This window comes from Lacrimispora sp. YZC11 (assembly GCF_057543815.1).
Window position 1 is genome coordinate 163,781 of record NZ_BAAJYQ010000006.1, and the last position, 24,769, is coordinate 188,549.

Genomic DNA, 24,769 nt, shown 5'->3' on the forward strand with positions numbered 1-24,769 from the left:
AGATGAAGGTATGCCTGCCACCTTTATCTGACGAATGCTGCGAGGGTCAAATACCCCGTAGCAAGCTACGGGGTATTTGACCCCTACCGTATGGAATGGATCTCTTCCGCCAGTTCCCTTGCAAGAAGGCTGTGATCTCCCTGTTTCTCTTTTATCATGTCTCCTGCACGGCCATGAAGCCATACACCGAAAGCCGCTGCATCCGACTCTTCCAGACCCTGGGCCAGAAGTCCGGCTATGATCCCGGTCAGCACATCTCCGGACCCGGCCTTTGCCATGGCGCTGTTGCCGCTTCCATTGATATAGGTCCTCTGGTCCTTTAAGGCCCCAATGGTCACCGCATCCTTTAATACGCAGGTGATGCCGAACCGGTCCGCATATTCCCTGGCCGCAGCAATCAGTTGTTTTTGTATTGTCTTTATGTCGCTACCCGTAAGCCTTGCCATCTCTCCCAGATGAGGAGTCACAATGATGTTTTCCGTAAAATAGCTGGTCAGCTCCGGATTTGATGCTATCGTATTCAACCCATCTGCATCCAGAACAATTGGCACATAAGCATTGGCAAGGACCTCTTCCACCAGGTTCCTTACATAGGCTTCCTGCCCAAGCCCCGGTCCCAGAACAATGGCAGTGGCCCACTCACACTGCTTTACCAGCAGCTTTTTAAATTCCTCTGTCCCTGCTTCTGCCTCCCCAGCGTCATAGGTGGTAATGATGGCTTCCGCAAGTCCGGTCTGAAGAATCATCCGGTTTTCCTCCACAGTAAAAATTTTTACCAGGCCGGCTCCTGTCCGGTATGCGGCCAGAGCGCTTAAATAGGCGGCTCCGCTCATATTTTTAGATCCGGCCACAACAAGAACCTTTCCAAAGCTGCCTTTGTTGGAATAGGCCTGGCGTTTTGGAAGCTGATCCTCATCTCCCGGATCCAGAGTAAAATATTCTGTTTTAAGGCGTTCTAAGCTCTCCCCCGGAAAACCGATATCAGCCACAAGCACCTTACCGCCGTAATCCTTACCGGGATACAGCATGGTCCCCAGCTTTTCATAGCCGAATGTGACGGTTACATCCGCCTTTAAAGCAATTCCCATAATCTGTCCCGTATCGGAATGAATGCCCGAAGGAATGTCTAAGGCAACCGTAAATTTGGGTCCGCAGCGGAGGACTGTCTCCAGGATTTCCCGGTATCTGCCAAAGATCTCCCGGTCCAGCCCCACGCCGAAAAGCGCGTCAACGAGAATATCACAGGTACCAGGAATGAGATCAGAAACGTCTGCCAGATTGACACCCGTATGGTTTGCAATGGAAACCTGAGTCAAATATTCGCTGCTTCCCTTTTCCCTTCCGGCTGCAAGAAAGGCAGACACCGTATATCCTTTCAAATGCAGCATTCTGGCAACCGCGACTCCATCCGCCCCATTATTGCCGTTTCCGCATAAGACCCATATCCGGTCCGTCTTTTGCCCATGCTTCATCACTTCTTCCGTAACTGCCAGGGCGGCCCGTTCCATAAGCACCAGAGATGGAATCCCTATATTCTCTATGGTGTGACGGTCAACCTGTTTCATCTGTCCTCCTGTTACCAGATATCTCATATATTCCCCTCCTCGAACCCTGTCTATAGAAAAACTACCGGCAGCGAAGAGATTTCCCTTCGCCTGCCGGCAGGTTTGTTACTCCAGTTCTTCAGATTGTCTGTTTCTTTCTTCCTCGGTTTTGTCCTGCATGCTGCAGACCCGGTAAGATAAACGCATCAGGCTTTCCGATAGGTGGACATTTTCTACAACCACATCTTCCGGTACGCTTAAATCTGTATGGGCAAAATTCCAGATCGCCTTGATCCCTGCCTTCACAAGGCGGTCTGCAATCTCTGGCGCTTTTGTCTTTGGAATTGTCAGAGCCGCAATCTGGACATCATTGTCTTTTACGAATTGCTCCAGATCATCTACGCTGCGGATCTCTATCCCACGGACCACAAGGCCGATCAGACGCGGATTGATATCAAACATTCCTTTAATGAGAAAGCCCCGTTTTTCAAAATTTGCATAGTTGGCAATTGCCTGTCCTAAATTTCCAGCGCCTATGATAATGATATTATGCTGCCTGTCTATCCCCAGTATCTTCCCGATCTCTGCATATAAATATTTTACATTATAGCCATAGCCCTGCTGGCCGAATCCGCCGAAATTATTCAAATCCTGGCGGATTTGAGAAGCGGTCACTTTCATTCGTACACTTAGGTCATTGGAGGAAATACGTTCCACACCATCCTCCATTAATTCGCCCAGATACCGATAATACCTCGGAAGCCTGGTAATCACTGCTTTGGAAATTTCTTTCTCTGACACTTCTTCACCTTCTTTAACTTAGAATCAAACTAACATTATTATAACTGCATGACAAAATAATGTCAAACGGGTTTTATCATTGTATCCTTGAAAAAAGGAAGGACCTATATTATACTAGTTCTATTGCCTTACATTCATTTAGGAGGAAAATACCCTTCGGGTATATCTATGTGCCCTGATAAACGGGTAGGAAAGAGGAAACGAAACATGATTCTGTCATGCAATAATATAAGCAAAGCATTTGGAAGCAATCAGGTGATCAAACATGCTTCCTTTCATATAGAAGACCATGAAAAGGCGGCAATCGTTGGGATCAACGGCGCCGGGAAATCTACTCTTTTAAAGATCATCATCGGAGAGCTTCCTGCCGACGAAGGAGATGTGGTGGTTTCCAAGGGAAAATCCATCGGCTACCTGGCACAGCACCAGGATTTATCCGGAGACCGGACTGTTTATGAGGAAGTCTTAGAAACCAAGCGGCCTGTCATGGAAATGGAAGCAAAAATCCGACAACTGGAAATGGATATGAAGCACGCAACCGGGGAAGAGCTGGAAGCCATGCTCACCTCCTACAGCCGTCTGAACCACGAATTTGAGCTGTTAAACGGCTATGCCTATCAAAGCGAAGTAACAGGAGTATTGAAAGGGCTTGGTTTTATTGAAGAGGACTTTCATAAGCCTGTCAAGGCGTTATCAGGCGGACAGAAAACCCGGGTATCCTTAGGCCGGCTCCTACTCACCAAGCCGGACATCATTCTCCTTGACGAGCCTACCAACCACCTGGATATGGAATCCATTGCCTGGCTGGAAGGATATCTGATCAATTATGACGGCAGCGTCATCATCGTGGCCCATGACCGCTATTTCCTTGACCGGGTGGTTACAAAGATCATGGAACTGGATAACGGCCTTATGTCCGTATTTCAGGGGAATTACACCGATTACAGCGGAAAGCGGGCTATGATCCGGGATGCCCAGATGAAAGCGTATTTAAACCAGCAGCAGGAAATCAAGCACCAGGAAGAGGTCATTGCCAAATTAAAATCTTTTAACCGGGAGAAATCCATCAAGCGGGCAGAAAGCCGGGAAAAGATGCTGGATAAAATCGAAGTTCTGGAAAAACCGATGGAAATTAACGATGAGATGCGGATCCGGCTGGAGCCCAATATCATCAGCGGAAACGATGTTCTCACCGTCCGCAGTCTGAGGAAGGCCTTCCATCAGAACCGGCTCTTTGATAACGTCAATTTTGAAATCAAGCGGGGAGAACGGGTAGCGGTCATCGGCGGCAACGGAACCGGAAAAACCACCATCCTTAAAATATTAAATGGCATTATAGAACCGGATGAAGGGGAAATTTCCTTAGGCTCCAAGGTACATATCGGTTATTATGACCAGGAGCATCAAGTGCTGAATATGGATAAGAACCTATTTGATGAACTGCAGGACACTTATCCTTCCATGAACAATACCCAGATCCGGAACATCCTTGCTGCTTTTCTTTTTACCGGAGACGATGTGTTCAAGCGGGTAAAAGACCTAAGCGGCGGCGAGCGGGGCCGGGTATCCCTGGCTAAGCTGATGCTTTCCGAAGCCAACTTCCTCATTCTGGACGAGCCTACCAACCATTTGGATATTACATCAAAAGAAATTTTGGAGGATGCTCTGGTCAATTATACTGGAACCATTCTTTACGTGTCTCATGACCGCTATTTCATCAATAAAACCGCTACCAGAATCCTGGATTTAACCAATCAGACCCTGGTCAATTACATCGGCAATTACGACTACTATCTGGAAAAGAAAGAGATCATGACCAGCTTGTATGCTGCCGCACCTGCTGCAAAGGATGTTTCCCCTGAAGAAATCTCTGAGACTAAGCTGGACTGGAAGGCGCAAAAGGAAGAACAGGCCCGCCTTCGCAAACGCCAGAGTGATTTAAAGAAAACCGAGGATGAGATCCATCAATTAGAAACCAGAGACGGAGAAATTGACGAGCTGCTTGGTAACGAGGGGATTTTTACCGATGTTCCAAAGCTAATGGAGCTTAATAACGAAAAAGAAACTATCCGGCTGCGGCTGGAAGAGCTGTATGAGCTGTGGGAAGATCTGGCGGAATAAAGAATAAAAAAGGAAAGCAGCTTTTTGTTGCTTTCCTTTTTCTAATCCTGGTTACTATGTATACAATATCCTTTTTAATATTTCCGTCACCCGGGGTGCCTCTTCTTCCATCTCTCCTCTGGTATAGGAGCTTCCCACATAAGCCGCCACCAGCTTTCCAAAATAGAACCTCATATCATCGGAAAAATAATCCGGGATGTACACGAATTCCTCCACCGAATCCCTGCTCATGAACAGATCCGTCCCATCCTGGCTGGCATTGCCATCACAGCCGGAGACATAACCGATGTACTCCCCAAAAGCTGCCGTTAAGTCTTCCGGTTGGCATATCTTGATTTTCTTATAATTAGTATCAAGTTTATGGCATACATAATAAATGCCGCTTTCTGTCATAGGTGCAGAAAAATACCTTTTCCCGGGATAATAAATAATCTCCCACCCCTGATCCTTAAACTTCCTGATCCAATCTCTGGGAATGTTCTTTGTAGCCTCTGTAAAGGCGTCTTTCACCTCAGAAGACGCAGATGCAGAAGTTTTCTTCCCATCAATGCTGATATCGAAGTCCTTATTTCTCTGGCCATTTTCGTCCATAAAGAAAAGGCCTACATACTGGTTTGCAGCCATCTGTCCATTATCAAAGAAATAAAACCGTTTTCCCGCCACGCTTTTATAGCCGGAGGAAGCCATCTCTCCCTTTGTGGAAAACCAGTACCAGCTACCGCTTTCATCCTGATACCAGCCCTTTTGAGCCGTACCGTCTTCATTATAATAATGCCACTTCTCTTCCTCGTCGTCATAACACCAGCCAAGCTGGAGCTCCCCTGTCTCAGAAAAGCAGTAGTTCAATCCGCCGATCCTTGTCCAATCAGAAACCATGTACCCTTCATAGTCAAAGTAGTACCAATATCCGTTGATCTCTTCCCAACGGTTCTTTTTGAATTCTCCCGCGGCGTTGACATATTTCCAGCCGCCTGAGTCCTCCTGCCACTGCCAGTCCGATACTGCTGCCTGTAGGCTTTCGCTCTCTCCCTGTATCGTCTCTTCCGCTGCTACGGAAGTCATCATGCTTCCCATGGTGAGAATGATACTTACCGCTGCTATCCATCGTTTCCTCAAGGGTTTTGCACTCCTTCCAGGGTCTTCCATCTTTTTATAATTAAAATATTACTATATTTCCAGGGAAAAGTACAGGTTTCAAATTTAAAGTTTTTATGAACAATGAAAAGCCCTTCTTTCTATTTTCTCTTTTATAGGCTATAATGATAAAAAAGTAAATGTTCAGAGGGAGGTGATACTTGTGAAATGGAAACGTTTTCTGGCTATGGCCGGAGTAGTGCTCATTCTTTCCATGTACATCATAGCTATAATATCCGCCTTTTCCCATAATCCGGAAGCAAAAAACTGGCTGATGGCAGCTATTTTTTCTTCTGTCGTCATCCCCATTTTTCTTTATGCCGCTCAGCTGGTCGCCCGGGTGATCAGGCAGAATAAGGATGAACCTGATTCGGCCGGGAAAAACAAAAAGTAAAATTATGAAAACAGGAAACGCATGTGTTCTTTTAACAAAATAAAAAGCCGCAGGGTTTAAATGAAGTGAACCCTGCGGCTTTTGTCAAAAATTTTTATTTATTCCTGTCTGATCATTTGCGAAAGATAATTTCGTCTCTTCCCGGTCCATTGGAAACCATGGTAATGGGCGTTTCAAGTTCTTTCTCAATGAATTCAATATAATTCCTGCAGTTCTCCGGAAGATCCTCGTAATTTTTAATTCCCCGGATCTCACATTTCCAGCCCGGAAGTGTGGTGTATATTGGTTTTGCTTTGTTAAGCTCTACGGTTGTTGGGAAATCCTTTGTAACCTTTCCGTCGATTTCATAACCAACACATATGTGAAGCTCGTCAAGATATCCCAACACATCAAGAACCGTAAGGGCAACCTCTGTAGAACCCTGGATCCGGCAGCCGTATCTGGATGCAACAGCATCAAACCAGCCCATACGTCTTGGCCTTCCGGTGGTTGCGCCGTATTCGCCGCCGTCACCTCCGCGCCGTCTCAGCTCATCAGCCTCATCCCCGAATAACTCGCTGACAAACGCTCCTGCACCTACTGCACTGGAATAAGCTTTTACCACAGTGGTAATATTCTTAATTTCATAGGGCGGAATGCCTGCGCCAATGGCGCCGTAGGCCGCAAGAGTTGAGGAAGATGTAACCATAGGATAAATTCCATGGTCAGGATCCTTTAAAGACCCAAGCTGGCCTTCCAGAAGGAGCCTCTTGCCTGCTTTGATGGCCTCATGAAGGTATTTGGATACATCACATACATAAGGCTTCACCATCTCCCGGTATTCCAGAAGAGTTTCAAACAGTTCCTGCGGGTCCATAGCCGGCTTGTGATAGAGATGCTCCATTAAAACATTCTTTGTTTCACAAACCCGGTCAACCTTTTCCTTTAAGGATTCTTCGTCAAAAAGCTCGCTGACCTGGAATCCGATCTTTGCATATTTATCTGAATAAAATGGAGCAATCCCTGATTTTGTGGAACCAAAGGACTTCTTGCCCAGGCGTTCCTCCTCATACTGGTCAAACAGAATGTGGTATGGCATCAGGATCTGTGCACGGTCTGAAACCAGGATATCAGGCTTTGGAACACCCTTGCTTACGAGATCCTCAATTTCCTTTACCAGGAACGGGATATTGAGCGCCACACCATTGCCTATGACGCTGGTAGTATGATTATAGAATACGCCTGAGGGCAGAAGGTGCAGGGCGAATTTACCATAGTTGTTGATGATCGTGTGCCCGGCATTGCTGCCTCCCTGATACCGGATGATGATATCTGATTCCTTTGCCAGCATATCCGTGATCTTACCTTTTCCTTCGTCGCCCCAGTTGGCGCCTACGATTGCTCTTACCATTCGATTGTTCCTCCTTCGAGTGAAAAAATACCTTTTACTTACTTATGATAACGCATGGCTACGCATAAGTAAAATTAATATTATTTATGTTTTCCATAATTTCAAATTATGTTTCCTGTCATCAGCTGTAAAAGGCGCTTCCCTGCTGGAGATACGGGGGTTTTGTCGTCAGTGACAATGGTAAAATGGCGTTCTGGCATTTCATCCCGGAACTTTAGCTCCACAAGATTTCCCTTTTCCAGCTCCATCTGTGCAAATCCTGACATCACGCAACCTATCCCAAGATTCCGCATGGCAAACTGAACGATCATGTCACTGGTGGAAAGCTCAAACTCCGGTTCTACCGCTATCCCGTGGGCTGCTAAATATTCATCCATAAATGTTCTTGTGCTGGTATTTTTTTCGAGAAAAATGCAGGGCAGTTCCTTCAGGATATGGTAATCCAGTTCCTGGTCCTTTAAATAACGGAATTTATCCCCGGCCACAAACACATTCCTGATTTCCTTTACATCGGTCCGTCTGACCTCGCTCTTTGCTTCAAAGGGAGTACTGACCACGCCGAAGTCAATCTTGCCGTCATATAAATACCGGAGCGTCTCAGGCGTAGGCCCGTTAGAAACACTTACCTTAATACCAGGATACAGTTCATGGAATTTCTCCAGATAAGGAAGTAAATAAAACTGAAGCGTCATATCACTGGCTCCGATCCGCACCTCACCCGTATCCAGATCTTTTAGCCTGTTTAACATACTTTCTCCATGCCAGATGTTTTCTAAACCGGATTTTACATATCCGTAGAAAAATTCCCCTTCCCGGGTCAGTCGAACCCCCTTGGAAGTCCGCAGGAAAAGCTGGCTGTCCAGGGCCTTTTCCAGCTGCCGTACCGCCTGGCTCACGGCCGGCTGTGAGATACACAGCTTCTCCGCCGCCTGGGTAATGCTTTTAAGCTGGGCCACATAATAAAACACCTTGTAATATTCCAAATTGCTGCTCATGACTTCCTCCTGATATGAGTAATCAAGTAAACACGCTTTGGAGTTTTTCTTGATTTCCCATACACCCTGACGTCTGCCTGCAAGTCTCTATACGTGAATCTCTGCTTTCATCCCAAGAAGTTCCCTGTTTTCTAAAAGAAGGGGCTTGACCACCTCTTCCAGATAAGCAGTCACCTGGGCCGGAGCACAGCCCACATATCTTTTGGGATCCATGCTTTTCTTTAAATCCTCCAAAGAAAGGTTAAAGGAAGGATCTGCTGCAATCAGCTCCAGCAAATTGTTATCAAGACCATTCACCTTCACATTTCTGCCTGCTTCCATAGACAGTTCCCTGATCCGCTCGTGAAGCTCCTGTCTGTCCCCTCCGGCCTTTACCGCGTCCATCATGATGTTTTCCGTAGCCATAAATGGAAGCTCTGCCATCATATGTTTCCCGATCACCTTTGGATATACCACAAGCCCATCCACAACATTTAAGTAAAGATCCAGAATTCCGTCAACTGCCAAAAAACCTTCCGGAATGCTTAATCTTTTATTAGCAGAATCATCAAGAGTTCTCTCAAACCACTGGGTAGAAGAAACCAGCATTGGGTTCATCACATCTGCCATCACATAATTGGACAGGGAAGCCATCCGCTCGCTTCTCATGGGATTGCGCTTATAGGCCATGGCGGAAGAACCGATCTGACTCTTTTCAAAAGGCTCTTCTACTTCCTTTAAATGCTGCAAAAGTCGGATATCATTGGAAAACTTATGGGCGCTCTGGGCTATGCCAGCCAAAACATTGACCACACGGCTGTCCACCTTTCTGGAATAGGTCTGGCCGGAAACCGGATAGCAGCCGGCAAATCCCAGCTTTTCCGCAATCATGGAATCCGCCCTTCTCACCTTGTCCATATCGCCGTCAAACAGCTCCAGGAAGCTGGCCTGTGTCCCTGTGGTGCCCTTGGAGCCAAGAAGCCGTATAGAACCCAGGATATAGTCCAGATCTTCTAAATCCATGGTCAGATCGTGAAGCCAGAGTGTCGCTCTTTTACCTACGGTTGTAGGCTGAGCCGGCTGGAAATGAGTGAAAGCCAGGGTAGGTAAGTCCTTATATTCGTCGGCGAACCGAGTCATTTCATCAATAACATTAATGAGTTTCCTGCGGACCAGCTTTAACGCTTCTGTCATGACTATTAAATCGGTATTGTCCCCCACATAACAGGAGGTGGCTCCCAGATGGATGATTCCTTTTGCCTTAGGGCACTGGACGCCATATGCATACACATGAGACATTACATCATGACGGACCTCTTTTTCCCTCTGTATTGCCACATCGTAATTGATATCATCCTGATGGGCTTTTAATTCCTCTATCTGCTCTTCTGTTATGGGAAGTCCCAGTTCCCTTTCCACCTCCGCCAGGGCAACCCACAGCTTTCTCCATGTCTTAAATTTCCTGTCCGGTGAAAAGATATACTGCATCTCCTTACTTGCATAGCGCTCAGACAGCGGGCTTTGGTATCTATCTGTCATGGTTCTTATATTCCTCCTTGGGCTTCATTTACATTCATAGTAACATATTTTTTATTTGATGGGAAGAGAAACCGGGGACCCTCCGGCTGGATAAACCCAGTCAGCACGGCGGTCCCCGTCTCTATTAATATCTATTTTTACTCCGCGTATTCTCCCCGAATGTCTTCCTTAGGCGGCTCAATGGGATAATCTCCGCTAAAGCATGCGGTACAGATCGGAAGTCCTTCTGCCATTTCATTCAACCGTTCAATCTTTAAGTAAGACAGAGAATCCGCTCCCAGAAGATCCCGGATTTCTTCAATGGTTCTGTTATGTGCCATCAGCTGATCCTCGTTAGGTATATCGGTTCCGAAATAACAGGGGTGGAGAAATGGCGGGGAACTGATCCGGATATGGACCTCCTTTGCCCCTGACTCCCGCAGCATGTTTACAATGAGGGCGCTGGTAGTTCCACGGACTATGGAATCGTCGATCATGATGACCCGCTTCCCCATTACCGCTTCCTTTAACACGTTAAGCTTGATTCTGACCGAGGATTCCCGGTTGCTCTGCTTTGGCTTTATAAATGTCCTGCCAACATAAGAATTCTTTACAAAAGCGGTCCCATAAGGGATTCCTGACTGAAGGGAATATCCCAGTGCGGCGGCGTTGCCTGATTCCGGTACTCCGACCACAAGGTCCGCCTCCACCGGAGAATCCATAGCTAATGCACGGCCGGCGCACATCCTGGAATGATAGACGCTGACACCGTCAAACACGCTGTCCGGCCTGGCAAAATAAATATATTCAAAAATACATCTGGCTTCCTTTGACTTATCCACAAGGCAGAGACTTGTATCCGAAACGATTCCCTCCTTAGTAATGGTCACCACTTCCCCGGGGCAAACGTCCCGGACAAACTCTGCACCAAGAGTATCAAGGGCGCAGCTTTCCGATACCAGGATATAGGCGTTATCACGTTTTCCAATACACAGAGGTTTAAATCCATAAGGATCCCTGGCTCCGATTATCTTACGGGGACTCATTATGACTAGGGAATAAGCCCCTTTAAGCTTTTTCATGGCATTTACTACAGCAGCCTCAACGGTAGCAGCTTTCACTCTCTCCCTTGCAATGTGGTAAGCGATCACCTCTGAATCAATCGTCGTCTGGAATATGGCCCCGTTATACTCAAGCTCACGTCTTAACTCCGGTGCATTGACCAGATTGCCGTTATGAGCCATTGCCAATGTTCCTTTCAGATAATTGAGTACAAGGGGCTGGGCATTCTCCCATGTGCTGCTGCCTGCAGTAGAATAACGAACATGACCTACGCCGATGTCGCCGCGGAGGCCTTCTAAAATTTCCGGTGTAAAGACCTCATTACATAACCCCATTCCCTTATGGGCGCTTACCTTTGCCTTAGAACTGCCGGTATCGCTGACCGCAATTCCGCAGCTCTCCTGGCCTCTGTGCTGCAATGCAAGCAATCCATAATAAATGGTGGAAGCAACGTCGCCGCCGTCAAAATCGTACATTCCGAATACGCCGCATTCCTCATGCAGCTCATCCTCAAAATTGAAATTCAATTCGTTATTCATTTGATGTCTTTTCCTCTTTTCTGCCCGTTTTTATTGGGCATAAAGATATACCCGCAGGTATTTCTCTCTATGCTGTTTACCGGATGCCAAGACGGCGGAACACTTCCTCGTAAGCGTCCTCCACGCCTCCTAAATCCCTGCGGAAACGATCCTTATCCAGCTTTTCATGGGTATCCTTATCCCAAAGCCTGCATGTGTCAGGAGAAATCTCATCAGCCAGAATGACTTTTCCATGATAACGGCCGAACTCAATTTTAAAATCGATCAAATCAATGTTTAAACCGTCAAAATATTCTTTCAGCACTTCATTTACCTTAAAGGCATATTCCGTAATCTTGTCGATCTCTTCCTGGGTTGCCAGATTGAGGGCCAATGCATAGTAGTTGTTGATAAACGGATCGCCCAGGTCATCATTTTTATAACTGAATTCAAGTGTCGGACAGGCGAACTTCACGCCTTCTTCCATCCCCATCTTCTTGGCGAAGCTTCCTGCGGAATAGTTTCTGATGATCACTTCAAGGGGAATGATCTCCACTTTCTTCACTGCAGTCTCACGGTCACTCAATTCTTCCACCAGATGAGTGGGAACGCCTTTGGCTTCCAGCTTTTTGAAAATAAAGTTGGTCATTCGGTTGTTGACTGCGCCTTTTCCAGCAATGGTGCCCTTTTTAAGGCCATTAAATGCTGTGGCATCGTCTTTGTATGAAACAACCAATACATCCGGATCTTCCGTCGTATAAACCTTTTTCGCTTTTCCCTCATACAGCATTTCTCTTTTTTCCACGGTATCCACCTGTCCTTTTCTGAATTAATTTATAAGTTTTTCAAATAAAACTATGGTGTTTCAGTAGAAATTATAATACAGTAAAAATGGGATTGCAACTGGTTTTATTATTATAAATACTTATGACCCTTTTATGATTTTGTTTCTCAATCAGGACCTTGTAGGATTACACGCTCTACCTTTTGCCAGAACTTAACCCTGCCTTCCTTCCAGTCAACGGAAAACCCCTGTTCCTTGGTCTCCCCGGTTTTCCGGCCCCAAAAAGCTTCAACTAACGGTTCCTTTTCAGCTTCCGCTTCTCTGTTTACAGGCAGGAATTCATGAGCATTGCCTGCAATTGTTACTCCATACGGCAGGAAAAATACCGCCGCCTCCAAAAGGATGAGAACCAGTAAGGATTTTCTCAGACGGATCTTTAGGTCTTCCTTATAAGGAATCGCCTGCTTAAGACTTCTCCACGGCTTTTTCCTTTTATCATTATACCGCTGAAATTTAAAATAATCAAATTTCCTTTTCATGGACGTTTTGCCTCTCTGCCGGGTAGGCTTTAGTTATTATGGCATTGTCTCTGGATATTTGGCCAGAACATGGTCTTTCTGATAAATAAAATAGAACCGCTTATAAAATACATTAAGATATGTTTCGACAATATTATATCTTATAATAAAAAAAGCTTCAAGCATAGATTCCATGCCTGAAGCTTTTTTATTGTAAATCTTTTTTATTATGGTGCTTTTGTGGCTCCTGAAGTTGGCTGGCCATTGCTTTCCCCTGTAATTTTGTCAACCCCTTTTTCTACATCATTAACAACACCATTAACCACACCAGTGCTCTCATTTGCGCCTGTGCCTGTTGTTTCTTTCATAGTAGTAGATTCAGTAGTAGCTTTGGTGGTTGTTGCTGCAGTCGTCTGGGTTGTTGCACCTGTGGTTCCTGCCGAGGTACCATTGTTACCTTTCGTGGTTCCGCAAGCAGTCAGACACATTACTGTCATAATGACAATAAGGGTAATTGCATAAGGTTTTATTCTCTTCATAATACATTCTCCTTTCATTTTCTACGATTAGTATGTGTAAAGGAAGAACGAATTATGGTGGAAGATAATGGAAAATTTATGATTTTATAACGTCTTTCATCGAATATAATCCCGGAGCTTTTCCTGCCAGGAATTTTGCCGCAGAAACCGCGCCTTTTGCAAAAATCGCTTTGGAATATGCGGTGTGATGGAAGGTGACGATCTCATCCTTTCCGGCAAATATCACATCATGTTCTCCGACAATCGTTCCTCCGCGGACAGACTGGATCCCGATCTCTTTATTGTCTCTGGCTTTTCTTACCTGGCTTCTGTCATAAACATAATGATATTCCTGCTCCATGGCCTCATTGATGGAATCTGCCAGAGCAAGGGCTGTTCCGCTTGGGGAATCCAGTTTTTTATTGTGGTGCTTTTCCAATATTTCAATATCAAATCCTGCGGCAGCTAGCACCTGTGCTGCCTCTTTTACCAGCTTCATGAGCAGGTTGACTCCAAGAGACATATTGGCGGACTTAAGGACCGCAACATGGTTGGAAGCCTCCTCAAGCATTTTCATCTGCTCGTCCGAAAGGCCGGTGGTACATACTACCACAGGTACTTTTTTCCTTATGCTGTAATCAAGAAGGCCATCCACTGCTTTAGAGGAGGTAAAATCCACGATCACATCCGCCTCTTCACTGCAGGCTTCCAGTGACGGAAATACCGGATACGGATTCTGCCTGGTATCATGGGGATCGATTCCCGCAACAATGGTTATATTTGTCTCCTCTGCCGCAATTTGGGATACCACCTGACCCATGGCCCCGTTACAGCCGTGCATTATCATCCTAATCATATTTCCTCTTTCCTGCCCACGCTTTTTGGACATAAAGGTATACTCGCAGAGTGTTTCCTCCATAGGCATATCGTTTACCGATTACAAAATTCCATACTCTATCATGGCTTGTTTTAAGCGGTCCTGGTTCTTAGGTTCCATCTCAGTAAGGGGCAGACGCATAGGCCCTGCATTCTTTCCCATAAGATTTAAGGCAGCCTTAACCGGAATCGGATTGACCTCGCAGAACAAGGCATTGATGAGAGGAATGGCAGCCAGTTGAAGTGCTGCGCTCCGTTTTACATCTCCCTTAAAATAAGTCTCACAGATTTCGTGAGTCTGGGCGGGTGCAATGTTGGAAAGAACGGAAATAACACCTTTTCCTCCCAGGGACAGCATGGGGACGATCTGATCGTCATTGCCGGAATATAAATCCACACGGCCGTCCGTAAGGTTCATTAAGTCCGCAATGGCTGAAAAATTGCCGCTGGCTTCCTTTACCCCTACAATGTTGGAGACATTTAAGCACAAATCCGCTATGGTTTCAGCCGCAATGTTTACCCCGGTTCTTGCCGGAATATTATACAGAAGAATGGGAATCCTCACCGCATCAGCAATCGCCTTAAAGTGAGCCTTCAGACCATTCTGAGTAGCCTTATTATAGTAGGGAGACACAAGAAGAAGCCCGTCCGCACCGTGCTTTTCTGCTTCTTCAGACAGGTAAAGCGCCGTGTCCGTACAATTAGAACCGGTTCCTGCAATGACCGGAATCCGCTTTTTCGTTATCTGGCAAACGTATTTGATCACGTCCAAATGCTCTTCATGGGTCATGGTGGACGCCTCGCCCGTTGTACCGCATACAATGATAGAGTCCGTTCCCAAAGCGACCTGTTCTTCTACCAACTCCTCCAGCTTCTCATAGTTTACATCTCTGTTTTCCTTGAATGGTGTGACAAGCGCTACACCTGCTCCCTCAAAAATTGCCATGATATCATCCTCCTGATTCTTTTTCTTCATACACAGTAAATTTTCATCCGGCCCGCAGTTGTCTATGCCGCTAAACACTGAGCTTAAAAAGCAGGCTCTCACGCCGGAGCGCAGCTGATTCAGCAGCCATACTGCATTTGTTGGTCGTGCACATCCATATCGGAGCATTTTTTAATTCGAAGGAAGTAATCTCCTATGAATTAAAAATAGAGCTGACAACAGGGTCAGCTCTTAAAGTTCAGAATCTGGTAATCTCATCTTTCTTTAAGTAGCTCCCCATCCAAAAGGATGACAGTCATATGGCTCTTAACCATATGCCCAGAATAGTATGCTCAGGCCATACCCTTCTTCGGCGTCTCTTCCTTCCCCCTGCCCTCGTCTGTACCTGATACATCGGACAGAGTACTTATAAGCTACGCAACCTCTACTCTAATATGTATGTTACCATACTATCATTATTATTTTATATTGTCAACTTTAACATGGTTGATTTCCAGAATACTATCTACATAAGGTTCTATTTCCTTTTGAAATACCTTACCGGTTAATATGACCTCCATATCATCAACTTTGGACTGAAGCAGCTTTGAAAGCTCCTCTGCTTCTATGATTTTCTGGTCCAGGAGTCCAAGGATCTCATCCAGGATCAGCATATCGCATTCTCCCGTTGATACGACCTTTCTGGCAAAATTCAGGCCGTTGCGGATATTCATCCGCTCCTCTTCCTGCTGTTCTCTGGAGAGGCTTTCAAAAAAACCATCGGACTTTTCAAACCGGAATATTTTCATCTCAGGCTCCAGGCGTTTCATAATATCAAATGAATCCCGGCCGGAGCAGCCCTTTAAAAACTGTATCATGATTACAGTTCTGTTCTTGGTCAGAGCACCGATTCCCATACCCATCGCGGCCGCAGTCTTTCCTTTTCCTTCCCCGCATATAACCTGTATTGCACCTCTATTCATCCTTCAGCACCTCATAACAGCTAAAAAGCAATTATTTACATATTATGTTAGAACCTGCTTATCGTATCATAATTTTAATTTTTTTGCAAGTTTTCTTACCATTTCCTTAATTATTACTTATACTTTCCAGGCATATAAATATGCCTGAAAGGCGTTCCTTACATTTATAAATAACAGCTTCTATTCCGCACACTCCAGTTTGCTGACCGATACCTCATAAGCCACTCTTTTTTCACACTCTGTCTCACTTAACTTTTTGGTGTATTCCCTACTCTGGACCCTTCCCCATACTTTTACTCTTGTTCCTACTGTGAATCCGGAAGCATATCTGGCATTTCTCCCCCATGCGATGCAGGGTATGTAATCTGATTTTCCATATGGGCGGTTAACCGCAAGAAGCAGGTCCGCAATTTCCCTTCCCAAAGGCGTTTTTCTGTAAATGGGAGCTTTGCATATGTATCCATCCAGAAAAATTTGATTGGTCTTTGTATAATCCGTAAATTCTTCTATAAAATGAACTTCTCTCACAAAGACAGAAAGCACCAGCCGGTTCTTTGTACCTTCATGACGGTTATAGGAACGGAACTGGCCTATGGATTCGATAGTTAAGCCTGAGTAATCCCCTTCTACGTCAATAAGGCGTTCTGAAATCATGAGCGGTATGATATCTGCCTGTTCGCTAAGACGATTTACCGCAACATCCACCATATAGAATCCTTCTCCAAATACTTCATGGCTGAAGGTGAAGCCGGAGACGATCTCTCCGATGACGCTCACTTTGTTGTTTTCAATCATTTTTTCTGACATTGTATTTCCCCTCTTCTTTCACTTATTTGCTAATATGCTTCACAGCTAATATTAAATTTATGTGATAGAATCCTGTAAAATGCCAGAAAGCAATCCAAAAATATCGACAGATCAGGGCAGAAAACGCCGAAAAAAAAGGAGGTTGCCGCATCTTTGCCGAATTTTCGGCTTATGCAGGCAACATCCTCCTTTATACTACAAATTACGTCAATGATTTTTTATTAAGAGAAGACCTTTTTCTCATGGTAGGATCTAAAATTTTCTTTCTGACCCGAAGGTTTGCAGGGGTGATTTCCAGCAGCTCATCGATATCAATAAAGTCAAGGCACTGCTCCAGGCTCATCTCTCTTGGGGTAGTCAGCTTAAGAGACTCATCCGCACTGGAGGAACGGGTGTTGGTCAGCTTTTTCGTCTTACACACATTAATTTCGATATCTTCTGCCTTTGGATTCTGTCCTATAACCATGCCTGAATAAACCTTAACTCCAGGCCCGATAAACAGGCTTCCCCTTTCCTGAGCGCCAAACAGGCCGTAGGTAATGGATTCACCTGACTCATAAGCGATCAGGGATCCTGTCTTACGGTAGGATAATTCTCCTTTATAGGACGCATAGCCGTCGAATGAGGTATTCATGATTCCGTTTCCTTTTGTATCCGTCATGAATTCTCCACGATAACCGATTAAGCCTCTGGAAGGAATTGCAAACTCCAGCCTTGTATAGCCTCCATTGGCAGGACTCATGCCCTGAAGCTCTCCCTTACGGCTTGTAAGCTTTTGGATAACAGCTCCGGTAAATTCCTCCGGTACGTCAACATAGGCGATCTCCATGGGCTCCAGCTTGTGGTTCCTCTCATCAAAATGATACAAAACCTCTGCCTTGCTGACCGCGAATTCAAAGCCTTCTCTTCTCATGTTCTCGATCAAAACAGACAGATGAAGCTCCCCGCGGCCGGAAACTTTAAAGCAGTCCGGAGAATCGGTCTCCTCCACCCGGAGGCTGACATCCGTATTCAATTCCCTGAATAAACGTTCCCTGATATGGCGGGATGTAATGTATTTTCCTTCCTGTCCGGCAAGAGGGCTGTCATTTACCATGAAATTCATGGCAATCGTAGGCTCTGAGATCTTCTGGAACGGAATTGCCTCCGGATTTTCCGGAGAGCAAAGGGTGTCACCAATGTGGATATCCGCAATCCCGGAAATGGCAACAATGGCACCGATGGTGGCTTCCTGTACCTCTACCTTGTTAAGGCCTTCGTATTCATACAGCTTACCCACCTTTACCTTACGGAATTTATCCGGATCATGGTGGTTTACAATCACACACTCCTGGTTCACTCTGATACGACCGTTATCTACCTTGCCCACGCCGATACGTCCGACGTATTCATTGTAGTCAATGGTGCTGATAAGGAGCTGGGTAGATGCATCCGGGTCTCCTTCCGGAGCCGGTATATGATCGATGATGGTCGTAAACAAGGGAGCCATGTCAGTTTCCGTATCATCAAGCTCTTTTTTGGCAAATCCGGCTTTTGCAGAAGCAAAGACAAAAGGGCAGTCAAGCTGTTCTTCACTGGCATCAAGGTCCATAAGGAGCTCCAATACTTCTTCCTCTACCTCCATGGGTCTTGCTTCCGGACGGTCAATCTTATTGATGCAGGTTACCACAGACAGCCCCAGTTCAAGTGCCTTCCGAAGTACGAACTTCGTCTGAGGCATAACCCCTTCATAGGCATCCACAACCAGGATTACACCGTTTACCATCTTTAAAACACGCTCCACTTCGCCACCGAAATCCGCATGGCCAGGGGTATCAATGATATTGATCTTGGTTCCGTTGTAATGAACGGCTGTATTCTTGGATAAAATGGTGATTCCCCGCTCTCTTTCAATATCATTGGAATCCATTACACGCTCCATGACTTCCTGATTCTCACGGAATATTCCGCTTTGCTTAAGCAGTGCGTCCACCAGCGTTGTTTTACCATGATCGACGTGGGCAATAATCGCCACATTTCTGACGTCTTCTCTTTTCATTTTCATAAACTGTACTCTTCTTTCTCTTCTTTAAACAAAGCATAAAAAACTAAGGACCTGATACGCCCTTAGTCTCATTAACATTATCACAATTATTCAGTATAACATCCAATATTTCATATTGCAAGATTTTTTCCTGTTTTTCGACAATTTTTAGAGTTTCATATGATTGCCATCCAGTTCTCACCCTGGAAACAAAACCACTTCTTTATTAAAAATGCCGTAGTAGACCTCTCCTGATAAAAGGAGTCCTGCTCTCCCGCCTGTCATCTCTGTGATGTCAGACCGAAGCTTATCCAGGGTCTCATCAGGAACCAGGGCAGTAAGCTCTACCCGGTCCGTATATTCGGTGCCAAGGGTCGTGATCTCCCGCTGTCCCAGAAGATACTGGATCTTTCCAATGCCGTTATAATCCGTAGTAACGGAAAGCTTCACCGCCGGTTCCACAGTTAAAGCCGTACAGGACTTTAGCCCCTCCTGCACCGCTTTTGAATAAGCTCTTACCAGGCCTCCAGTTCCAAGAAGAGTCCCTCCAAAGTAACGGGTCACCACCGCGCAGAGGTTTACAAGCTTTTCACCTTCCAGAACATCCATCATTGGTTTTCCAGCTGTCTGGCTGGGCTCCCCGTCATCACTTAAACGCCTCTCTTCCCCGCCTTTTCCCAGAATCCAGGCATAGCAGTTATGTCTTGCATCCCAATATTTTTTTCTGGTTTCCTCTATAAAAGCCAGCGCTTCTCCCTCTGTTTCCACAGGCTTTAAATTAGCAATGAACCGGGACTTTTTCTCCATAATTTCCCCTGTGCCGCCCTGATACAAAATTCTATAGGCCTTTCTCATAAATTTCCTCATTTCTACTTTTTAACCGACCACCCCTATTATACCCAAAAGTACAGAACCAGGCAAGCTTTCATGTATATTTTGCCCGATTATCTCCAAAAATGGTAGGTGTTGAATTGCACGACAATTTTTGGTATAATGTACCGGTAACACCTTGCAGGCATACCTTTATGCCCAAAAATATGGGTAATAAAGTGGAAACACCCTGCGGGTATACCTTTATGCCCAAAAAACATGGACAGTAAAGTGGAAAGGAGATTTCCTATGAATTACGGCAAACAATCAACAGAGAAAAAGATCAGATCTGCCAATTCAAAAGCAAGGAAATATACCACAAAGGTCTTTCTTGCCTTTTTTAAGAGTCTATTTGTACTATGCTTATTTGGCAGTATTGTTGCTGCCAGCATCTGTTTTGGCATGGTAAAAGGAATCATAGACAATGCTCCTGACGTGGATATTGCAACCATTGTTCCTAACGAATATGCATCAACAGTCTATGACAGTGCCGGCAACGTCACTGAAACCTTGGTAACCGCAGGTTCCAACCGGGAGGAAGCCAGTTATGAGGAACTTCCGAAGAATCTCGTTAATGCTTTTGTTTCCTATGAAGATTCCCGGTTCTGGGAGCACAATGGAATCGATTTACGTTCCATTCTCCGTGCCGTTAAAGGCGTGCTGACAGGGGATTCCTCCGCAGGCGGGGGAAGCACCATTACCCAGCAGCTGATTAAAAACAGCGTCTTTGGAGGCGGCATGGAAAAGAGCTTTGGGGAACGGCTGGAACGAAAGCTGCAGGAATGGTTTTTAGCCGTCGAGCTGGATAATGCCATGTCCAAAGAGCAGATCATAACCAATTATCTAAATACCATTAACCTGGGCAACAATTCCCTGGGAGTTAAGGTGGCTGCCAGAAGATATTTCAATAAGAGCGTAACGGACTTGACATTATCAGAATGTGCGGTCCTTGCAGGGATCACCCAGAACCCCTCAAAGTTTAACCCGATCGCAGGGCAAAAAGCCAATTCGGACAAGCAGAAGGTAATTCTTCAATATATGCATGACCAGGGATATATCACAAAGCAGGAAGAGGATCAGGCGCTGTCCGATGACGTCTATTCCAGGATCCAGAACGTAGATACCGCTACCAAGGAGACTTCCACCCCTTACAGCTATTTTACGGATGAACTGGTAGAGCAGGTCAAAAAAGCCATGAAGGACCAGTTAGGATACACAGACACCCAGGCCCACAACATGCTTTACAGCGGCGGCCTGTCTATCTATACCACCCAGGACCCTAAGATCCAGTCCATTGTGGACGATGAAATCAACAGTCCTGAGAACTATTCCGCTGCCAGATATTCCATAGAATACCGGCTGTCCGTAACCCATAAGGATGGAACGACCACCCATTACTCTGAGGAAAATATAAAACGTTATCACAAGGAAAACGGGGATACTGGATTTGACGGCTTATATAATACCGAAGAGGCGATCCAGGCTGATATTGACGGATACAAGACTTATCTTTTAAAAGAAGGGGATACCATTCTGGGAGAAAGCCTTCATAAGACGCTGCAGCCCCAGGCTTCCTTTGTCCTCATGGACCAGAAAACCGGGGAAGTAAAAGCCATAAGCGGCGGGCGTGGGCAGAAAACAGCCAGCTTAACTTTAAACCGGGCCAGCAACACATACCGTCAGCCAGGCTCCACCTTTAAGATTCTGACGGCCTTTGCACCGGCCATGGACACCTGCGGAGCCACCCTGGGATCTGTTTATTACGATTCCGTCTATACGGTGGGCAATAAGACCTTCTCCAACTGGTACAGCTCCGGCTATCAAGGCTACTCCAGCATACGTGACGGAATTATCTATTCCATGAACATCGTGGCTGTCCGCTGCCTGATGGAAACTGTAACGCCACAGCTCGGTGTGGAATACGCCAAGAATTTCGGAATTACCTCCTTAACCGATACCGATTATAATGCGGCCCTGGCCCTGGGAGGAATCACCACCGGCGTTTCCAACTTAGAACTGACCGGCTCCTTTGCCACCATAGCAAACGGAGGCGTTTATAAAAAGCCTATATTCTTTAGCAGAATACTGGATCATGACGGAAAGGTGTTAATTGACAATACACCGGAAACTCACCGGGTATTAAAGGATTCCACCGCATTCCTTTTAACCGATGCCATGGCCGGTTCCATGGAAAGCAGCAGAAAATTCTCAAGCTCGGGACCAAGTTCCACCAGCGCCTCTGCTAACATTCCCGGCATGTCAGGAGCAGGAAAAAGTGGTACCACCTCCGCAAACAATGATATCTGGTTCGTAGGCTTTACTCCCTATTATACCGCTGGTATCTGGGCCGGCTGCGACGATAACCAGAAACTTACGAAACAAAATGGAGGAGCCTCCTTCCACAAAGCCATCTGGCGGAAGATCATGACCAGGGTCCATGAAGGAATGTCCGATCCTGGCTTTCCAGTGCCTGACAGCATAGAAACCGCTCAGATCTGCCGCAAATCCGGCAAGCTGGCAGTCTCCGGCGTCTGCAACAACGACCCCAGAGGCAATGCGGTATACACCGAGTATTTTGCAAAAGGTACAGTCCCAACCGATGTATGCAACAATCATGTACGCGCAACGGTCTGCTCTGTATCCCACCGTCTGCCAACTCCTTATTGTCCGGAACGGACCACCGCAATCTTTATGGCAATTCCCGCGGGAGAAGAAGGGACAACGGATGACTCCAAATACGCAATGCCAGGTTATTGCACCATCCATTCTGCCAACTCAATTATCCTTCCTCCGGGAGATAATTCAGATTCATCCGGCGGAATTCCACAGCAGTATGGACCTGGATATGTACCCCAGAATCCTGGCAACTCAACGCAGATTCCTCCCTGGTATTAAAACAAAAAGGGTGCCTCAAAAACCAAACCGGCTTTTGAGGCACCCTTTTTGTATCAGGACTTCGTTTCATCCTGGTAATATCAGCTCTTCATCTTGGGCTTAAATATAACAGATCCCAGGTATCCGAAAATCAACGCTCCGGAGATTCCTACTGCGCTTGCAGTAAATCCACCTTTAAAAATCCCTAAAAATCCATCCTCTCCCATGCTCTTCCATACGCCTTTCCATAAGGTGTTTCCAAAGCCCAGAAGGGGAACCGTAGCCCCGGCTCCTGCCCAGTCGGAAAAGGGCTGGTAGATACCAATAGCGCCCAGGATGCTTCCGGTTACCACCAGAAGAACCATGATGCGGCCAGGCATCAGTTTTGTATTATCCATTAATATCTGCACCAGGGCACAGATCGCTCCTCCGACTAAAAATGCTTTCACGTAATCCATGGCTGTCTCCTTTCTTTTTACTTTCCTTGTGTTCGCCATGCCATTCATAATTAGGCGGAAATTCTTCGCCAAATTATGAATGCGGGCTATAGGTTTCCTATATTTTCGATCACAACTGCATGGGCAATTCCAGGGATCGTTTCACCTTCGTTAAAGCTCACTGTGGAAAGGAGGGCTCCGGTAGGCACGAACAGGACCCGTTTCCATGTACCGCTTTGTACCTTAGGAAGTATATAAGAACAAAGGGTGGAAGCCGCACATCCGCAGCCGCTTCCTCCTGCATGAGTATCCTGGTCTTCGCTGTTAAATATCTCGATCCCGCAATCCGTATGCAGTTTTTCCAGATCATGTCCTTTATTTTTCATAAAATCAAGCAGGATTGTCCGGCCGACCTGGCCTAAATCTCCTGTGATAATTTTGTCATAATAGGATTCATCCACATGAAAATCATCAAAATTCTGCTGAATGGTGTGGAAGGCGGCAGGGGCCATGGCTGCTCCCATGTTCATGGAATCCTTAATTCCCATATCCACCATGCGTCCGGTGGTGATTCCGGTGATGGCAGCAATTCCTTCTTTCCTGTGCTTGGTGAGTATCACAGCACCGCAGCCTGTAACAGTCCATGAGGAAGAAAACGGCCTCTGGCTTCCATATCCCAGAGGGAATCGAAATTGCTTTTCAGCCGTTGCAAAATGGCTGGAAGCCATTGCCATGACCTTATCCGCATAGCCTCCTGCCACGGTCATAGCTCCCAGATTAAGAGCTTCTCCCATAGTAGAACAGGCTCCGAACAGACCGAATAGGGGGATCTCCAAATCTACCGTTCCAAAGGAAGTGGCGATCAGCTGTCCCAGTAAGTCTCCTGCAAACAAATAACGGAGGTCCTTTTTCCGGATATCCCCCTTTTCAATGGCCAGATCAGCCGTCTGCTTCTGAAGGGCACTCTCCGCCTTTTCCCAATTGTCCGCTCCAAACATGTCATCCTGCTCTACCACATCGAACAAACTTCCCAGGGGACCCTGACCTTCTTTTTTACCGACTATGGAAGCCATGCTTTCAATAATCGGGGGTTCTTCAAATTTAACACTTGCTTTTCCTATCTGCATTTTCTCTCTCCATTTCTCTGACCGGTTCATTCCTACAGCATTTGAAAGGCCTTTAATACATAGGCGATGATTCCAAGGATCCAGGAGCTTAATATCCCGTATAATATAACAGGACCGGCAATGGTAAAGATTTTACAGCCGATACCAAACACCTGGCCTTCTGCCTTAAATTCCACAGCCGGAGCCACAACGGAATTGGCAAATCCCGTGATCGGCACCAGGGCTCCTGCTCCGCCAAATTTTACAATCTTGGGGTAAATGTTAAATCCTGTCAGGATAACACTGGCTGCAATCAGTACCAAAGTGGTCCAGGCAGAGGCCGCTTCCTTTTCCAGACCTGCATTCATGAATAAAGTTGTAGCAAGCTGTCCCAGGGTACATATAATTCCCCCCACAAAAAAAGCCTTTATAAGCCCCGGCCACCTTTTGTGCACCGGAGTCACCTGTTTTACATAAGCCTCATATGCTTTTTTGTTTACTTCCATTATTTTCCTCCTTTGCGCCCGTGCTTTCCGGGCAATATAGGTATGCCCTTTGGGCATTTCTACATTCTGCAAATCCTTTCCTGATG

General features: G+C 46.0%; 22 protein-coding genes and 1 riboswitch. Of the genes, 3 read left to right on the forward strand and 19 right to left on the reverse strand.

Annotated features, from left to right (window positions below; all coding sequences use genetic code 11):
• Positions 1 to 83: 83 nt before the first annotated feature.
• Both AC27IJ_RS07015 and AC27IJ_RS07020 read right to left on the reverse strand, forming a co-directional pair.
• Entirely contained in the window at positions 84 to 1,592 is a 1,509-nt protein-coding gene (locus tag AC27IJ_RS07015; protein WP_312443198.1) for an NAD(P)H-hydrate dehydratase, read from the reverse strand.
• A gap of 78 nt (positions 1,593 to 1,670) precedes the next feature.
• On the reverse strand, positions 1,671 to 2,345 hold the full coding sequence (locus AC27IJ_RS07020) for a redox-sensing transcriptional repressor Rex (RefSeq protein ID WP_312443197.1): 675 nt from the start codon (positions 2,343 to 2,345) through the stop codon (positions 1,671 to 1,673).
• A 207-nt stretch (positions 2,346 to 2,552) separates the two neighbouring features.
• Here AC27IJ_RS07020 and abc-f point away from each other — a divergent pair, with 207 nt between their 5' ends.
• The gene (gene abc-f / locus AC27IJ_RS07025; RefSeq protein WP_312443196.1) at positions 2,553 to 4,466 is read left to right on the forward strand and encodes a ribosomal protection-like ABC-F family protein; all 1,914 of its coding nucleotides are present in this window, start codon (positions 2,553 to 2,555) and stop codon (positions 4,464 to 4,466) included.
• A 54-nt stretch (positions 4,467 to 4,520) separates the two neighbouring features.
• Here the strand turns inward: abc-f and AC27IJ_RS07030 are convergent, their stop codons facing one another.
• Complete coding sequence (locus tag AC27IJ_RS07030) at positions 4,521 to 5,582, reverse strand: N-acetylmuramoyl-L-alanine amidase family protein (protein ID WP_487148166.1); 1,062 nt, start codon at positions 5,580 to 5,582, stop codon at positions 4,521 to 4,523.
• Positions 5,583 to 5,763: 181 nt separating this feature from the next.
• Here AC27IJ_RS07030 and AC27IJ_RS07035 point away from each other — a divergent pair, with 181 nt between their 5' ends.
• Positions 5,764 to 5,994 (forward strand): hypothetical protein, encoded by a 231-nt coding sequence (locus AC27IJ_RS07035; RefSeq protein ID WP_312501205.1) that lies wholly within the window; start codon positions 5,764 to 5,766, stop codon positions 5,992 to 5,994.
• Positions 5,995 to 6,106: 112 nt separating this feature from the next.
• Here AC27IJ_RS07035 and AC27IJ_RS07040 read toward each other — a convergent pair whose 3' ends face one another.
• The 13 genes from AC27IJ_RS07040 to AC27IJ_RS07100 form a co-directional block, all read right to left on the reverse strand.
• On the reverse strand, positions 6,107 to 7,384 hold the full coding sequence (locus AC27IJ_RS07040; protein WP_312443193.1) for an adenylosuccinate synthase: 1,278 nt from the start codon (positions 7,382 to 7,384) through the stop codon (positions 6,107 to 6,109).
• 101 nt (positions 7,385 to 7,485) lie between these two features.
• Positions 7,486 to 8,379 (reverse strand): LysR family transcriptional regulator, encoded by an 894-nt coding sequence (locus AC27IJ_RS07045; protein ID WP_312501210.1) that lies wholly within the window; start codon positions 8,377 to 8,379, stop codon positions 7,486 to 7,488.
• An 87-nt stretch (positions 8,380 to 8,466) separates the two neighbouring features.
• A complete protein-coding gene (gene purB / locus AC27IJ_RS07050; protein ID WP_312501213.1) occupies positions 8,467 to 9,897 on the reverse strand; it encodes an adenylosuccinate lyase in 1,431 nt (476 codons plus the stop codon).
• Positions 9,898 to 10,034: 137 nt separating this feature from the next.
• The gene (gene purF, locus AC27IJ_RS07055; RefSeq protein ID WP_312443190.1) at positions 10,035 to 11,477 is read right to left on the reverse strand and encodes an amidophosphoribosyltransferase; all 1,443 of its coding nucleotides are present in this window, start codon (positions 11,475 to 11,477) and stop codon (positions 10,035 to 10,037) included.
• Between the two features lie 76 nt (positions 11,478 to 11,553).
• Complete coding sequence (purC, locus tag AC27IJ_RS07060) at positions 11,554 to 12,261, reverse strand: phosphoribosylaminoimidazolesuccinocarboxamide synthase (protein ID WP_312443189.1); 708 nt, start codon at positions 12,259 to 12,261, stop codon at positions 11,554 to 11,556.
• Positions 12,262 to 12,407: 146 nt separating this feature from the next.
• Positions 12,408 to 12,779, reverse strand: coding sequence for a hypothetical protein (locus AC27IJ_RS07065; protein WP_487148170.1), 372 nt, complete (start codon positions 12,777 to 12,779; stop codon positions 12,408 to 12,410).
• Positions 12,780 to 12,985: 206 nt separating this feature from the next.
• Complete coding sequence (locus AC27IJ_RS07070; RefSeq protein ID WP_312443187.1) at positions 12,986 to 13,297, reverse strand: hypothetical protein; 312 nt, start codon at positions 13,295 to 13,297, stop codon at positions 12,986 to 12,988.
• 76 nt (positions 13,298 to 13,373) lie between these two features.
• Positions 13,374 to 14,132, reverse strand: a complete 759-nt coding sequence (dapB, locus tag AC27IJ_RS07075; RefSeq protein WP_312443185.1) for a 4-hydroxy-tetrahydrodipicolinate reductase — start codon at positions 14,130 to 14,132, stop codon at positions 13,374 to 13,376.
• Between the two features lie 81 nt (positions 14,133 to 14,213).
• Complete coding sequence (gene dapA / locus AC27IJ_RS07080) at positions 14,214 to 15,098, reverse strand: 4-hydroxy-tetrahydrodipicolinate synthase (protein ID WP_312501218.1); 885 nt, start codon at positions 15,096 to 15,098, stop codon at positions 14,214 to 14,216.
• Positions 15,099 to 15,359: 261 nt separating this feature from the next.
• A riboswitch (Lysine riboswitch) is annotated at positions 15,360 to 15,533 on the reverse strand.
• Between the two features lie 23 nt (positions 15,534 to 15,556).
• Positions 15,557 to 16,060 (reverse strand): cob(I)yrinic acid a,c-diamide adenosyltransferase, encoded by a 504-nt coding sequence (locus tag AC27IJ_RS07085; protein ID WP_312443182.1) that lies wholly within the window; start codon positions 16,058 to 16,060, stop codon positions 15,557 to 15,559.
• A 180-nt stretch (positions 16,061 to 16,240) separates the two neighbouring features.
• Positions 16,241 to 16,867 (reverse strand): single-stranded DNA-binding protein, encoded by a 627-nt coding sequence (locus AC27IJ_RS07090; RefSeq protein ID WP_312443181.1) that lies wholly within the window; start codon positions 16,865 to 16,867, stop codon positions 16,241 to 16,243.
• 202 nt (positions 16,868 to 17,069) lie between these two features.
• Positions 17,070 to 18,911, reverse strand: a complete 1,842-nt coding sequence (typA, locus tag AC27IJ_RS07095) for a translational GTPase TypA (protein ID WP_312501220.1) — start codon at positions 18,909 to 18,911, stop codon at positions 17,070 to 17,072.
• A gap of 177 nt (positions 18,912 to 19,088) precedes the next feature.
• Complete coding sequence (locus AC27IJ_RS07100) at positions 19,089 to 19,745, reverse strand: YigZ family protein (protein ID WP_312501221.1); 657 nt, start codon at positions 19,743 to 19,745, stop codon at positions 19,089 to 19,091.
• Positions 19,746 to 20,009: 264 nt separating this feature from the next.
• Here AC27IJ_RS07100 and AC27IJ_RS07105 point away from each other — a divergent pair, with 264 nt between their 5' ends.
• A complete protein-coding gene (locus tag AC27IJ_RS07105; protein WP_312443178.1) occupies positions 20,010 to 22,655 on the forward strand; it encodes a transglycosylase domain-containing protein in 2,646 nt (881 codons plus the stop codon).
• A gap of 80 nt (positions 22,656 to 22,735) precedes the next feature.
• On the opposite strand, the gene spoVAE is transcribed toward AC27IJ_RS07105, so the two are convergent.
• The 3 genes from spoVAE to AC27IJ_RS07120 form a co-directional block, all read right to left on the reverse strand.
• Positions 22,736 to 23,092 carry a stage V sporulation protein AE gene (gene spoVAE / locus AC27IJ_RS07110; RefSeq protein ID WP_312443177.1) on the reverse strand — a complete coding sequence of 119 codons (357 nt, stop codon included), beginning with the start codon at positions 23,090 to 23,092 and terminating at the stop codon, positions 22,736 to 22,738.
• An 86-nt stretch (positions 23,093 to 23,178) separates the two neighbouring features.
• The gene (gene spoVAD, locus AC27IJ_RS07115) at positions 23,179 to 24,198 is read right to left on the reverse strand and encodes a stage V sporulation protein AD (RefSeq protein ID WP_312443176.1); all 1,020 of its coding nucleotides are present in this window, start codon (positions 24,196 to 24,198) and stop codon (positions 23,179 to 23,181) included.
• Between the two features lie 32 nt (positions 24,199 to 24,230).
• Entirely contained in the window at positions 24,231 to 24,683 is a 453-nt protein-coding gene (locus tag AC27IJ_RS07120; RefSeq protein ID WP_312443175.1) for a SpoVA/SpoVAEb family sporulation membrane protein, read from the reverse strand.
• Positions 24,684 to 24,769: the final 86 nt, after the last annotated feature.

Bases quoted from the DNA above. Each gene is read 5' to 3' on its own strand.
- AC27IJ_RS07015 (WP_312443198.1), bottom strand. From the start codon at position 1,592: ATGAGATATCTGGTAACAGGAGGACAGATGAAACAGGTTGACCGTCAC.
- abc-f (WP_312443196.1), top strand. From the start codon at position 2,553: ATGATTCTGTCATGCAATAATATAAGCAAAGCATTTGGAAGCAATCAG.
- AC27IJ_RS07040 (WP_312443193.1), bottom strand. From the start codon at position 7,384: ATGGTAAGAGCAATCGTAGGCGCCAACTGGGGCGACGAAGGAAAAGGT.
- AC27IJ_RS07045 (WP_312501210.1), bottom strand. From the start codon at position 8,379: ATGAGCAGCAATTTGGAATATTACAAGGTGTTTTATTATGTGGCCCAG.
- purB (WP_312501213.1), bottom strand. From the start codon at position 9,897: ATGACAGATAGATACCAAAGCCCGCTGTCTGAGCGCTATGCAAGTAAG.
- purF (WP_312443190.1), bottom strand. From the start codon at position 11,477: ATGAATAACGAATTGAATTTCAATTTTGAGGATGAGCTGCATGAGGAA.
- AC27IJ_RS07065 (WP_487148170.1), bottom strand. From the start codon at position 12,779: ATGAAAAGGAAATTTGATTATTTTAAATTTCAGCGGTATAATGATAAA.
- AC27IJ_RS07070 (WP_312443187.1), bottom strand. From the start codon at position 13,297: ATGAAGAGAATAAAACCTTATGCAATTACCCTTATTGTCATTATGACA.
- dapB (WP_312443185.1), bottom strand. From the start codon at position 14,132: ATGATTAGGATGATAATGCACGGCTGTAACGGGGCCATGGGTCAGGTG.
- dapA (WP_312501218.1), bottom strand. From the start codon at position 15,098: ATGGCAATTTTTGAGGGAGCAGGTGTAGCGCTTGTCACACCATTCAAG.
- AC27IJ_RS07085 (WP_312443182.1), bottom strand. From the start codon at position 16,060: ATGAATAGAGGTGCAATACAGGTTATATGCGGGGAAGGAAAAGGAAAG.
- AC27IJ_RS07090 (WP_312443181.1), bottom strand. From the start codon at position 16,867: ATGTCAGAAAAAATGATTGAAAACAACAAAGTGAGCGTCATCGGAGAG.
- typA (WP_312501220.1), bottom strand. From the start codon at position 18,911: ATGAAAATGAAAAGAGAAGACGTCAGAAATGTGGCGATTATTGCCCAC.
- AC27IJ_RS07100 (WP_312501221.1), bottom strand. From the start codon at position 19,745: ATGAGAAAGGCCTATAGAATTTTGTATCAGGGCGGCACAGGGGAAATT.
- AC27IJ_RS07105 (WP_312443178.1), top strand. From the start codon at position 20,010: ATGAATTACGGCAAACAATCAACAGAGAAAAAGATCAGATCTGCCAAT.
- spoVAE (WP_312443177.1), bottom strand. From the start codon at position 23,092: ATGGATTACGTGAAAGCATTTTTAGTCGGAGGAGCGATCTGTGCCCTG.
- spoVAD (WP_312443176.1), bottom strand. From the start codon at position 24,198: ATGCAGATAGGAAAAGCAAGTGTTAAATTTGAAGAACCCCCGATTATT.
- AC27IJ_RS07120 (WP_312443175.1), bottom strand. From the start codon at position 24,683: ATGGAAGTAAACAAAAAAGCATATGAGGCTTATGTAAAACAGGTGACT.